Source organism: Pseudomonas sp. FW305-70 (assembly GCF_058783925.1).
Map to the genome: position 1 here is coordinate 179,540 of NZ_JBYSYZ010000002.1, position 12,254 is coordinate 191,793.

At 61.4% G+C, this 12,254-nt stretch carries 9 protein-coding genes; 4 read left to right on the plus strand and 5 right to left on the minus strand.

Annotated elements, in window-relative coordinates; genetic code table 11:
* Nucleotides 1-141 precede the first annotated feature (141 nt).
* The 3 genes from AC3WN7_RS02345 to AC3WN7_RS02355 are packed head-to-tail and all read left to right on the plus strand — an operon-like array spanning nt 142 to nt 3,127.
* Nucleotides 142-1,317, plus strand: a complete 1,176-nt coding sequence (locus AC3WN7_RS02345; RefSeq protein ID WP_102673172.1) for an NAD(P)/FAD-dependent oxidoreductase — start codon at nt 142-144, stop codon at nt 1,315-1,317.
* Nucleotides 1,314-2,126, plus strand: coding sequence for an aldo/keto reductase (locus AC3WN7_RS02350; protein WP_095964675.1), 813 nt, complete (start codon nt 1,314-1,316; stop codon nt 2,124-2,126). The genes AC3WN7_RS02345 and AC3WN7_RS02350 overlap by 4 nt, the downstream gene beginning before the upstream one ends.
* A 32-nt stretch (nt 2,127-2,158) precedes the next feature.
* Nucleotides 2,159-3,127: a hypothetical protein gene (locus AC3WN7_RS02355; RefSeq protein ID WP_007977441.1), complete on the plus strand. Its 969-nt coding sequence runs from the start codon at nt 2,159-2,161 to the stop codon at nt 3,125-3,127.
* 142 nt (nt 3,128-3,269) lie between these two features.
* On the opposite strand, the gene hldE is transcribed toward AC3WN7_RS02355, so the two are convergent.
* Both hldE and msbA read right to left on the minus strand, forming a co-directional pair.
* On the minus strand, nt 3,270-4,694 hold the full coding sequence (gene hldE, locus AC3WN7_RS02360; protein ID WP_102673173.1) for a bifunctional D-glycero-beta-D-manno-heptose-7-phosphate kinase/D-glycero-beta-D-manno-heptose 1-phosphate adenylyltransferase HldE: 1,425 nt from the start codon (nt 4,692-4,694) through the stop codon (nt 3,270-3,272).
* 176 nt (nt 4,695-4,870) lie between these two features.
* Nucleotides 4,871-6,673, minus strand: a complete 1,803-nt coding sequence (gene msbA, locus AC3WN7_RS02365; protein ID WP_095964674.1) for a lipid A export permease/ATP-binding protein MsbA — start codon at nt 6,671-6,673, stop codon at nt 4,871-4,873.
* Between the two features lie 154 nt (nt 6,674-6,827).
* Here msbA and AC3WN7_RS02370 point away from each other — a divergent pair, with 154 nt between their 5' ends.
* The gene (locus AC3WN7_RS02370) at nt 6,828-8,690 is read left to right on the plus strand and encodes a bifunctional O-antigen ligase/aminoglycoside phosphotransferase family protein (protein WP_102673175.1); all 1,863 of its coding nucleotides are present in this window, start codon (nt 6,828-6,830) and stop codon (nt 8,688-8,690) included.
* An 84-nt stretch (nt 8,691-8,774) separates the two neighbouring features.
* On the opposite strand, the gene AC3WN7_RS02375 is transcribed toward AC3WN7_RS02370, so the two are convergent.
* The 3 genes from AC3WN7_RS02375 to AC3WN7_RS02385 are packed head-to-tail and all read right to left on the minus strand — an operon-like array spanning nt 8,775 to nt 12,249.
* Nucleotides 8,775-9,659: a glycosyltransferase gene (locus AC3WN7_RS02375; RefSeq protein ID WP_015093197.1), complete on the minus strand. Its 885-nt coding sequence runs from the start codon at nt 9,657-9,659 to the stop codon at nt 8,775-8,777.
* On the minus strand, nt 9,656-10,810 hold the full coding sequence (locus AC3WN7_RS02380; RefSeq protein ID WP_102673176.1) for a glycosyltransferase family 4 protein: 1,155 nt from the start codon (nt 10,808-10,810) through the stop codon (nt 9,656-9,658). The genes AC3WN7_RS02375 and AC3WN7_RS02380 overlap by 4 nt, the downstream gene beginning before the upstream one ends.
* Nucleotides 10,807-12,249 (minus strand): PIG-L deacetylase family protein, encoded by a 1,443-nt coding sequence (locus tag AC3WN7_RS02385; protein WP_102673227.1) that lies wholly within the window; start codon nt 12,247-12,249, stop codon nt 10,807-10,809. The genes AC3WN7_RS02380 and AC3WN7_RS02385 overlap by 4 nt, the downstream gene beginning before the upstream one ends.
* Between the last annotated feature and the right edge of the window lie 5 nt (nt 12,250-12,254).

Below are 12,254 nucleotides of genomic sequence, written 5' to 3' on the forward strand. Positions count from 1 at the left end.
CATCAATGTTGACTGACCCACCGCTATCGCGAGCAAGCTCGCTCCCACAGGGTTACTCGTTGGCTCGAGAGTACTGGCATCAGCCCCTCCAATCTTCGAGTCTGTATACTGCGCCCTCGTCTTGAACACAGAGGTCGCTGCATGCCATCCGTTATTTCCACCGACGTTCTGATTGTCGGCGCTGGTGTCGCCGGCCTCTGGCTGAACGCGCGCCTGCGCCGCCAGGGTTTTTCGACCGTGCTGGTGGAAAGCGCCAGCCTCGGCGGCGGGCAGACCGTGAAGTCCCAGGGCATTATCCACGGTGGTGCCAAGTACGCATTGCACGGTGCCCTGACCGGCGCTTCGGAAGCCATCGCCGATATGCCGCGCCGCTGGCGTGAAGCCCTGGCCGGTGACGGCGAGCTGGACCTGTCTGGTGTGCGCCTGCTCTCCGAAGCCCATTACCTGTGGTCCCCTGGCACCCTCGCCGGCAACCTGACCAGTTTCTTCGCCAGCAAGGCCGTGCGCGGTCGCGTCGATCAGGTCAAGGGCGACCAGTTGCCGCCTGCGCTGCAAGACAAGCGCTTCAAGGGCAAGGTCTATCGCCTGGCGGAACTGGTGATCGATGTGCCAAGCCTGATCCAGCGCCTCGCCGACCTTGCCGGTGACGGCTTGCTCGCCGGGCAGAAAATCGAACCGCTGCTGGAAGGTGGCAAGCTGGTCGGCCTGATCGTCGATGAGCGCGAGATCCGCGCCCAGCGCATCGTCTTGAGCGCCGGCTCGGGCACGGCGCAACTGCTCGAAGCATTGGGCCTCAGCGAGCCGGCGATGCAGCGTCGACCGCTGCACATGATCATCGCCAAGGGGCCGAGCCTCAAACCGCTGTACGCGCATTGCCTGGGCGGCGGCACCAAACCGCGCATTACCGTCACCACCCACCCGGCCGCCGACGGTCAATGGGTCTGGTACATGGGTGGCGACATCGCCGAAAGCGAAGGCGTGCTCCGAGAGCCTGCGGAGCAAATCGCCACCGCGCAGAAAGAACTCGGCCAGTTGCTGCCGTGGATCGACTTGAGCACGGTACAGTGGGCCACCCTGCGCGTGGATCGTGCCGAACCCCTGCAATCGGGCCTGACCCGCCCCGACAATGCGTTTCTCGCAGAAGAAGGCCGGCTGCTGGTGGGCTGGCCAACCAAACTCGCCCTGGCGCCGGACTTCGCTGACCGGGTCATCGCCAGCCTGACCCGCGACGGTATCCAGCCAGGCCACCCGGCAGCGCTGCCTGAACTGCCAAAGCCGCCGATGGGCGTACCGGCCTGGGAGCAACTACTGCCATGAGCCAACCGACCCTGCATGACTTGCATCGCCCGCTGGGCAGCAGCGGCCTGCTGGTTTCACCCCTGGGCCTGGGCACGGTGAAACTGGGCCGCGACCAAGGCGTGAAATACCCCAACGGCTTCCGGATTCCCGATGACGATGAAGCGCGCATGCTGCTCAAGCTTGCCCGCGACCTGGGCATCAACCTGATCGACACGGCCCCGGCCTATGGTCGCAGCGAAGAACGCCTCGGCCCGCTGCTGCGCGGTCAGCGTCAGGATTGGGTGATTGTCAGCAAGGTGGGTGAAGAGTTTGCCAACGGCCAGTCCCGTCATGACTTCAGTGCGGCACACACGCGCATGTCGGTAGAGCGCAGCCTGCAACGCTTGGAAACGGACTTCATCGACCTGGTGCTGGTGCACTCCGATGGCAACGACCTCGCGATCCTCAATGACTGCGAAGTCTACGAAACCCTCGCCGAACTCAAGGCCGAAGGCAAGATTGGCGGCTTCGGGTTTTCCGGCAAGACCGTCGAAGGCGGATTGAAAGCGCTGGAGCAAGGCGACTGCGCGATGGTCACCTACAATCTGAACGAACAAAACGAGAAGGCCGTCATTGACTATGCTGCTGCACACGGCAAAGCCATTCTGGTCAAGAAAGCCCTCGCCAGCGGTCACGTATGCCTGAGTCCGGGCGTGGACCCGGTGCGCGCCAGTTTCGAGTTGCTGTTTGAACATCCGGGTGTTGCCAGTGCTATTGTCGGGACCATCAATCCGCTGCACCTCGCCCACAATGTCGCGACCGTTGCCCAGGTCCTACGTAGCCACTGACGCCGCTCACGCGGCCTTAAGCAGGAGCCGACATGTCGCGCACGCTCATCAGAAAGAACCCGAGCAACTTCAAGACCCTGCCGTTATTCGTCGAAGCGACTCCTGAAGGCCTGAGCTACCAGAGCGTCGGCAGGCCGCTGAATTTCTCCCAGACCCTGCAACGTCGTCGACCGGTCACGGTCGGCGACAGCGAACGATTTGCCCTGGAACTGGCCAATCTCGGGGTCTCGGTGCGCCTGACCCTGCATTGGCAGAATCGCGACTACTGGGTGCTGGTGCGTCAGCGTCGGCAGGACCGTGGCGACGTGGTGCTCAAGTTGATCTCCGGTTACGTGCCGGCCCACGAACTGAACCTTCCCCTGCACACGGCGATCCAGGAGATTGCCGAAGAATGCCTGCTGGAAACCCCGGAGGGCTGGCTCGGTGGCCGGTTCAATGACACCTGGCTGCCGGCCCCCTACTCGGCCGCCCTGCATTACCGCGAAGCCCTGCCATTTCGCTTGTCGCCACTGTCCGGCTCGGCGCGGCCGGTGCGTTGCGCCAACCTGACGTTGATGGAGCGTCCGCGGGCTTACGTGCATTTGCCGACAGCGTCGCTGCAACTGATTTATGACCTGCGCCTGGACGTTCCCAAGGAAGCCAAGTCCCTGAGTCTGTTCCATGTCGATGAAAGGCTGGAAGGCGATCAACTCGTCGCCCGTCTCGACCGCAAGCGCCCCGATCTGTACTTGATGCCCTTGCAGGACGGCCACCCGATGGCTGAGCTCTACACCCTGAAAAAGGATCAGCTGCACCCGGCCAGCACGCGCGGCCTGTACCTGGCCGAGAGTTTTGCCCGACAGGAAGGCTGGCTGGTGCGCGATGAACGAATCCGCTGGAAGGACTGGGTGAGGCAGCAGGGGTTGACCCCGCCGGGGAAGGATTCGGGTTTGGCGCGATTGCGCGGGAAGGCCAAGCTGCTGCTGAAGAAAATCGTGCCGCGCAAGAAGGTCAGCTCTTAAAATCAAAAGATCGCAGCCCCTGTAGGAGCGAGCTTGCTCGCGATGGACGTGAACGATACCGCGTGTTGACTGATTGAATGCGGTGCCGCTGAGTTCATCGCGAGCAAGCTCGCTCCTACAGAGGATGCGATCTTTTATAGCCTTATTCGGACTTGCGGATCTTCTCGACAATCGCCGTGGTGGAGCTATTTTCCACCAGCCCCAGCACTTTCACGGTACCGCCGTAGGCCGTCACGATGTCCGCGCCGACCACCTGGTCGATCCCGTAGTCGCCTCCCTTGACCAGCACGTCCGGCTTGATCGCGCTCAGCAGGTTTTCCGGGGTGCTTTCCGGGAAGCTGATGACCCAGTCCACTGCGCCCAACCCGGCCAGCACCGCCATGCGCCGGTCGACACTGTTGATCGGACGGCCCGGCCCTTTCAGGCGGCTGACCGATGCGTCGTCGTTGATCGCGACGATCAGGCGATCGCCCTGGGCCCGCGCCTGTTCCAGATAGGTCACGTGGCCGGCATGCAGGATGTCGAAGCAACCGTTGGTGAACACGATCCGCTCGTTATGCGCGCGGGCATCATCGACCGCCAGCAACAGCTGCTCAAGACCCAACACACCGCGCTCGGAACCCTCCGCACGCTGGATTGCACGACGCAGTTCCGGTGCACTGATGGCCGCCGTACCGAGCTTGCCGACCACGATACCGGCCGCCAGGTTGGCCAGTGCCACTGCGTGAGGCAGCTCTTCACCCGCGGCAATCGCTGCTGCCAGGGTGGAAATCACTGTATCGCCGGCACCGGTCACGTCGAACACTTCGCGGGCACGGGCCGGCAGGTGCAGCGCCGGATGATCCGGACGCAGCAAGGTCATGCCGTGCTCGCCACGGGTCACCAGCAAGGCACCGAGGTCCAGGTCGTGCATCAGTTGCGCGCCCTTGTTGACCAGATCGTGTTCATCGGCGCAACCACCGACGATGGTTTCGAATTCGTTGAGGTTCGGCGTGATCAGGCTGGCGCCACGGTAGATCGAAAAATCCTTGCCCTTTGGATCGGCCAGCACCGGAATGCCGCGGGCCCGGGCGGCCTGGATCAGCGCCTGATGATTTTTCAATGCGCCTTTGCCGTAGTCGGACAGCACCAGCACCTTGATGCCTTCGAGCAACTCGTCGACCTGCGCGGCCAGCGCCAGGGCGTCGGTGGCGAAGGGTTCTTCGAAGTCGATACGCAGCAGTTGCTGGTGACGACTCATGACCCGCAGCTTGACGATGGTCGGCTGGTGCGCAATGCGCTGGAAGATAGCCCGCACGCCAGCGCCCTTGAGGCTGTTGACCAGGCTATTGGCGGCTTCATCGTCGCCGGTTACACCGACCAGCGAGGCGGGAGCCCCCAGGGCGGCAATGTTCAAGGCAACGTTGGCAGCGCCACCCGGGCGGTCCTCGATGTGATCGACCTTGACCACCGGCACCGGCGCCTCAGGGGAAATCCGTGAGGTACCACCATGCCAGTAACGGTCGAGCATGACATCGCCGACCACCAAGACAGGGGCTTGATCGAATCGCGGCATGGACAACTTCATGGTGCAACCCACATACAGAATGAACAGGGGCGCGATATTAACACAGGGTTGGCGTCGGCTTGTGCGGTGGCTGCAACGGGATGAGTTGCCGGGTATTTTTGCTCATTTTTTGAGCAAAAGAACCGTCAGGCGACGGCACCGGCACGCAAGGGCGAGCCAGGCTCGCCCTTTCGGGGTCAGGCGATGTCTTCGGCCGGGGCGTCGAGGCCCATCGCGTTGAGGCGCGAGTAGTAGCCGTTTTGCGCCAGCAGTTGCTCGTGGGTGCCGCGCTCGACGATTTTCCCCTGATCCATGACCAGGATCAGGTCGGCCTTCTCGATGGTCGACAAGCGGTGAGCGATCACCAGCGTGGTGCGACCTTTCATGACCTGATCCAGGGCGGCCTGGATATGCCGCTCGGACTCGGTATCGAGTGCCGAAGTCGCCTCGTCGAGAATCAGCAGCGGGGCATTCTTCAACAGCGCCCGGGCAATCGCCAGGCGTTGACGCTGGCCACCGGAGAGCAACACGCCGTTTTCCCCGACCTGGGTGTCCAGGCCTTCGGGCAATTGAGCAATGAAGTCCATTGCGTAGGCATCCTTGGCCGCTTTTTCAATGTCCTCACGCGGTGCGCCGGCCAGGTCGCCATAAGCGATGTTGTTGGCCACCGTGTCGCTGAACAGGGTCACGTGCTGAGTCACCTGGGCGATATGCCGACGCAGGTTCAACAGCTTGTACTGTTCCACCTCGACGCCATCAATGAGGATTTCGCCCTTGTCGTGGTGATAGAAACGCGGAATCAGGTTGGCCAGGGTCGACTTGCCGCTGCCCGAACGCCCCACCAGCGCCACCATTTGCCCGGGCTCGACCGAGAAGCTGATGTCATTGAGCACCTGACGCTCGGTGTCAGGGTAGGTAAAGCTGAGGTTGCGCACGTCCAGGCGGCCGCTGACGACATCACGCTCGACGGTACCGGTATCGACTTCAGGCTCGACATCCAGTTGCTCGAAGATACTTTCGGCACCGGCCACACCTTTCTGAATGGTCGAGCTGACTTCGGACAGCTGGCGAATCGGCTTGGGCAGCAGGCCGGCCAGGGTGATGTAGGCGACCATGTCGCCGGCGGACGCATCGCCCCGCAGGAACAGCACCAGGAACATCAGCACGGCCATGGCGGTGTAGATCACCAGTTGCAGCAGCGGCGTATAGATGGCGCCGGTGCGGGTCATGCGCAATTGCTTGTCGGTATTGCCCTGACTGGCGTCGAAGAAGCGTTTCTCTTCGTACTTTTCACCGCCGAAACTGCGCACCACGCGATAGCCCTGGATCGTTTCGGACGCCACGTGCGTCACGTCCCCCATGGCCAGCTGGATTTTCTTGCTCTGCTTGCGGAATTTCTTGCTGGCCGTGCGCACCATGAGGGCAATCAGCGGCAGGATAGCGACCATCACCAGTGTCAGGCGCCAATTCATGAACAACAGCGAGGCAAACAGGAAGACCACCGTCATGCCTTCACGAATTACGACCTTGATCGCATCTGTTGCCGCCCCCGTGACCATGGTCACGTTGAAGGTGATACGTGAAATCAGGTGCCCCGAGTTATGCTTGTCGAAATACCGGTTCGGCAACACCAGCAGGTTGTTGAACAGCTGGACCCGCAAGTCATGGACCAGGCCCAGGGAAACCTTGGCCAGGAAGTAGTTGCCCAGGTACGACCCCAGCCCCTGCCATGCGGCGATCAGGATGATCAGCAACGGCACCGCCTGCAGCAGTTGCAGGTCGCGCAGGTAGGGTACGGTTGGAAACAGCGCCGCTTCAGGATTGGATAGACCGTCGACGAAGTACTTGAGGATGTAGCCCAGCATTGGCTGCGTCGAAGCGAAAATCAGAAAACCGACGATGCTGATCAGGAACAGGCTGATATACGGCCGGACATAGCCGAGCAGACGGAAGTAGATTTTCAAGCTCGATGGGCTTGCGCAGAGACTGGAGTCGGTCATATCACGCGAATGTCGATGAAAAGGACGCTGACTTTAGCACAGCTTCCCCAGGGTTCTGGCAATCGCATACAGTCTGTGTATTGTGGCGCGTCAAATAGCCACCCGCTACCCCTGCCTTGGTACGGTCGCTCAATTCAGGAATAAGTTACTCAGCATGCAATTAAACGCTTTGAACAGCACGCCCAACAGAATCTTCGATTTAATTTGTTTGTGGATCCTTCCACTCGGTTACTTATTGCTGCTTTGTGCACTGTTTTTCCTGCCGGGGCGCAGTGAGCATCACAAGCTCTACTATGGCCTGTTCAGCATTCCGGCGCTGATTGCACTGTGCTTGCGACCGCGGCTCGCCAAGGAGCTGCTGCACGAACCGATCGTCGTTGCAGTCCTGCTATTTGTGGGGTGGGCATTGCTCAGCCTGAACTGGGGGCCGGAAAATGACGTCCCCGCCGGTCAGATCAAACCGTCACTGCATACCCTGATGCTGTTCGTTGGCTGCTACCTGCTGGTGCGCCATCGCAGCGAAATCATTCAGCCCCTGCTGTTCTGCGCCGCGACGCTGGCGCTGATCGTCTCTGCCTACAACCTGTACAGGTTCGGCCTGATCTACCAACCGGAAATGCGCCTGATCGGTGTCGGCGCGTTCGACAATCCACTGCTCAGCTCCCACGTCTTCGGCTTTTTCTGTACTTACTGGCTAAGCCTGAGCATGACCTGCAAGCGCCCCCGGATACTTTGGTTGAGCTTGCCAGCGATGGCGATCATGTTCGCCGCCGTGCTGGCCACCGGTTCCAGGACGCCACTGGTTGCACTGGTGATCGCGGCGCTGTGGCTGTGTTTCATCTGCTGGAATCGACGCTCGGCACTCTTGCTTGCCTCCATGTTCATCGCCGGAACGGCGACTTTCGCGCTATTTACCGACAAAATCGTCGCAAGAGGCAGCTCCTTCCGCATCGAGCTCTGGCAATTGACCCTGGGCAAGGTCGCTGAACATCCGTGGATCGGACATGGCTACAACGCCAAGTTGAGCCTGGACCCGGGCGTCGGCTACTCCCTGCAAGAACCCCATAGCTTTGCCTTGGGCGTGCTCTACTACGTCGGCATTATCGGCCTGCTGCCATGGTTGTTCTTCCTTGCATGGGGCCTCATCAGTAGCCAGCGCCATCGCGTGCAACCGCTGTTCATCATTGCCTCCGCCTGGCTGGCCTTCGGTATCGGCGCGGGCCTGACTGAAGGCGGCGGGATTATCTCGCGCCCCAAGGAGCACTGGTTCCTGCTGTGGATCCCCCTGGCGCTGGTTGCCGCATTGAGCATCAATCAACGGGCCAGACGCCTGCTGGACTTGCCGATCAAGACCGCGACGCCAAGCGCCCTGCAGCAGCTGACAGCCGATGCCCGAGTCATCGAAGAAGACGGCTTGGGCCCCAAAGTCCTGCGCCTGACCGACGGCAGCTTTCTCAAGCTGTTCCGCCGTCGCCGCTGGTATACCTCGGGCAGTTTCACGCCCTATTCCGATCGTTTTGCCGTCAACAGTATGCAACTGCGCGGCTTGGGCATCCCGACCCCGCAAATCCTCGATCTCTACCGGTTCGAAGACGGCAGCACCGCGGTGCACTACTCGCCGTTGCCGGGCAACACGCTACGCCAGATCCTGCAAGGCATCACCGCCCCGGCAGTGCGCCAGGCACTGGTGGAGCGCTTCGGCAAGTTCATGGCTCAACTGCATCAGAAAGGGATCTACTTCCGTTCCCTGCACCTGGGCAATGTGCTGGTGCTGGAGGACGGCGAGTTCGGCCTGATCGACCTGGCCGACCTGCGAATCTACCCGTCATCACTGAGCCCTTCCCTGCGTCGACGCAATCTGCGCCACATGCAGCGCTACGCAGAAGATCGGCGCTGGCTGTTCGAGGACCACTTCGAAGCGCTGCTGCAGGGATACGCCGCGGTGGCCTCGAAAGCCGACGTGGATAATTTGCACAGGCAAGTGCTGGCCGGGAGCCCTTCGACCCAGGCTCACTGATGACGTAAACCAGCCCGCTGATCGCGATGACGGCCTACCGGCCGGCTATCGCGACCGCGCCGGGCAAAGCTTCCAACCCCTGGCTCAGTCTTTCTCCAGCCGTGAGAAATACATCCGGCCCAACCCGCGCCAGGTTTTCTTGTTCCAGGCCTTGAAAGGAATCTGCGCCAGCAACTCACGCGCCAGCTTGCGATCACGGTTGGCGGTCTTGAGGAACATGGAATTGAGAAACTTGTAGCGCACCTCGTCGTACAGCGGGTGATCGCTGAAGAGTGCGTAGGTGCGCAGGATGCTGTCGATCATGAAGCGGTGGTTCTTGTAGGAGTTGGTGGCGTGCTTGCGATAGCGCGCCATCAACACGTTCAGACCATCGATGAAGTAACCGGCATGGGTCACCTTCAACTCGATCAGCAAATCTTCCAGGCGAATGGTCGGGTCGAAACCGCCCACCTTCTCCAGTGCTTCGCGCCGGATCATCAGGGTGGGGGCCGGAGGATAGGGCTTGCGCTCCAGGAACATGTCATCGAAGTCCAGGCGACGGAACGGCACATCCCGGCGCTGGCGCTTCTCCGGGTAGAGGTTGCCGTCGGCATCGATCAGCTCGATGTTGCCGGCGCAAATGCCGACCTCGGGCTTGCCGTCCATATGTGCGACCTGGATGGCGATTCGCTCCGGCAACATGATGTCATCCGAACCGAACGGCACGATCAGGCTGCCCTTTGCCCGGGCAATCGCCCCATTGAGGGTGTTGGTCAGCCCCTGGTTTTCCTGGACCCGAAAGTCGAAACCATGGGTGGCCTGCAACGCCTTGATCCGCTCGACGCTGTCGTCCTTCGAGCCATCGTCGATCACCAGCAACTCAATGTTTCGATAGGTCTGGTTGAGGACGCTGAGAATGCTCTGCTCGATGTAGGGGCCGTGGTTGTACGACGCGATAATGACCGTGACGATGGGTTGCGCGTCGTTCATGGCTGTTCCTTGCGGGCCTGTTCCAGGCCGGAGTCGATCAGATTGAGGTATTCGCGACGGAACTCCTCGATGTCATGGTGTTGTTGCAGATAGCGGAAAGCCTGCTCGCCCTTGGCCTTGAGTTCGTCATCCGACAGCCCGAGGTAGGTGTCCAGCGCAGCCTGCAGCGTCGGCACATCCTTGGGCGTAATCGCCAGGCCACCGGCCCCCTCGATGAGCGGCAACATGGCCGGCACGTTCGAGGCAATCACCGGCAAATGCCCGCTCATGCCTTCTAGCAGCGCCAGCCCGAGGCCTTCGGCCAGGGATGGCATGGTCCAGATGTCGAACGCGCGAATGTACTGCAGGGCGATTTCCTTGAACCCCAGCAAATGGGCACGACCGCTGAGGCCGAGGCGGTCGATTTCCGCGGCCAGGCGCGACTCTTCGCGACCGGCACCGATGATCGCCAGCTGAGTATTCGGGTACTTGTCCTTGAGCGCGGCAAAGGCCTGCAGCAAATAGATGTGGCCCTTGACCGGCACCAGCCGCCCCAGTGCACCGATCAGCCGTACCGACGGATCGATGCCGAGCATTTCACGGGCCTTGTCGCGGCTGTGCTGCAGACCTTCGGCCTGCTCGATGTCGATGGCATTGGTGATGGCATAGGTATTCTGGTCGGTGAAGCCACAGTCACAATCCAGCAGATACTGTTTCACCGCTGGCGACACGCCGACGAAGCGCCAGTGACGATCGATCAGGCGCTGGGTCTGGCGGCGCCGGTAAAAACGGTCGTACTCGCCAAAGCCGTGGGAAATGCCGATGCACAGCGGCACTTTCAACCAGCGGTTGAGCGCCAGCATCATGTTCACCGGCTTGAAGCGGTTGCAGATCACCACATCGAATTTTTCCCGGCGGCAGAACTTGTACAGCTGCCACATCGCCCTCAGGCGCATGCCCTTGAGGGACTTGTCGGAAAATTCGAAATACACCGAACGATCAGCCCGGCTCACTGCTTCGCCCGGCCCGGGTTTGCCCCGCAGAAACGCGGCGGTCACTTCATATCGATCGGTGGGCAGGGCCTTGACGATTTGCTCCGCGAGGTCGGCGAAATCATGGGCTTTGACGTTGTAGTCAGGCTGCAGCTGCAGGACCTTTGACCGCTGACTCATAACTCTCCCCGCTGAGAAACATTACCTGGTGTGTGCTTGATGGACCACAAAAGCTCGTGGCGCCGGACGGCCTTGCGAAAGAATTCGTTCTCGCCATAGGCGGGCGGCACCCGGCCGGCCAACAACCGCTGGATCAAGCGACGCAAGCGGCGCTTGAACGGCATCGGCGGCTGCAGGTCGTGCATCATGCCCAACGCCATGGCCTTGTCCCACTGTTGCTCCAGCGGCATCGGCAGACAATAAGGCTGCATCGGCTGGACGGAATCGAAGGCTGGCGGCAAGGCGATGCCGTCACCGCTATCGCCCATCGGCCAACGGTCGTTGTCGTGCAGGTGGTTGGCGTAGCCCAACAGCGTGGTCGGTTGCCAGTCCAGGCCTTGCAAGGCCTCGAGGACTGCCGCCTGGGCGCAGATATGATCGGGATGCGGATCCAGGGTCGGGTGCGGCAGGACGATGACCTCGGGTCGGGCCCGCAGCAGCAACTCACGCAGATCCGCCAGCAGATTGTTCCAGGTCGGCGCGCCATCGGCATCGCCTGGCAGCGTGAACGGATTCAGCTGGCGAAATAGTCGGGTATCACTCAGGTCGGCTTCCCGCGACCCCGCCGCCACGGCTGGCGCGGCCTGCATGCTCGCCAGTTGCAGACAGAAATAACCCAGCTGTACGCAGTGAGCCTCGGGCACACCGGCCCAACGCGGCACGGCAATGCTGTCCCAGGTACGCAGACGGCCTTTCAAGCGGGCCGCATCGACCTTGTTCAGACCCATCTGCCGATAGTGTTCGGCTTCGATTTCACCGGCAGTCAGTGTGACGATCCAGGTTTCGTCGGCCTGGCTGTACAAACCGTAGGCCGCCAGCTCGGCGTCATCGGCGTGGGGCGCGATGACCATCACCCGCTGACGCCGATAATCCGGATGCTCGAACGCCCACAGCACAGGCTCGCCGAGTACGCGACAGAAACGCCCTCGCAAGCGCAGGTCACCACGGGACAGCGCCTGGGCCTGACCACTGAGATTGAGGTAACGCAGGCCGTTCACGCCCCGCTCGAAGGTTTGCCGGTCAGGATTTTCGCCCCCCGCCAACTCGACCACCGGATCGATAAACCGCCCCAGCCAGGTGCTTTTTACCCGCAGGGCCAACACCAGCGTCGCGTCGTCGACCAGCATCACGCCCTCGTCCAGCCGCAAATGTTCACCGCTCAGGTGCACCTTGGGCTGTGGCGTGTACGGGGGAAAGCTGTACTGATAATCGTCTTTCGGCGAGTAGAACAGATGGTCGGCAAACCAGGCTTCGTGTGCCATCCAGCCCAGTACCGCCAGCACCAGCGGCAACCACCAGGCCACCAGCACACCGATGACGATCAACAGCACCAGCGCAATCAACAGACCGATGCGTTTAGTGCGCCGATGGCGCTTGAGCAGTTGCTGTTTGCGGCTCATGGCTT

What these genes read in the sequence shown, in the direction of transcription:
- AC3WN7_RS02375 (WP_015093197.1), bottom strand. Translation starts at nt 9,659, where the DNA reads ATGAACGACGCGCAACCCATCGTCACGGTCATTATCGCGTCGTACAAC.
- AC3WN7_RS02380 (WP_102673176.1), bottom strand. Translation starts at nt 10,810, where the DNA reads ATGAGTCAGCGGTCAAAGGTCCTGCAGCTGCAGCCTGACTACAACGTC.
- AC3WN7_RS02345 (WP_102673172.1), top strand. Translation starts at nt 142, where the DNA reads ATGCCATCCGTTATTTCCACCGACGTTCTGATTGTCGGCGCTGGTGTC.
- AC3WN7_RS02355 (WP_007977441.1), top strand. Translation starts at nt 2,159, where the DNA reads ATGTCGCGCACGCTCATCAGAAAGAACCCGAGCAACTTCAAGACCCTG.
- hldE (WP_102673173.1), bottom strand. Translation starts at nt 4,694, where the DNA reads ATGAAGTTGTCCATGCCGCGATTCGATCAAGCCCCTGTCTTGGTGGTC.
- AC3WN7_RS02385 (WP_102673227.1), bottom strand. Translation starts at nt 12,249, where the DNA reads ATGAGCCGCAAACAGCAACTGCTCAAGCGCCATCGGCGCACTAAACGC.
- AC3WN7_RS02350 (WP_095964675.1), top strand. Translation starts at nt 1,314, where the DNA reads ATGAGCCAACCGACCCTGCATGACTTGCATCGCCCGCTGGGCAGCAGC.
- AC3WN7_RS02370 (WP_102673175.1), top strand. Translation starts at nt 6,828, where the DNA reads ATGCAATTAAACGCTTTGAACAGCACGCCCAACAGAATCTTCGATTTA.
- msbA (WP_095964674.1), bottom strand. Translation starts at nt 6,673, where the DNA reads ATGACCGACTCCAGTCTCTGCGCAAGCCCATCGAGCTTGAAAATCTAC.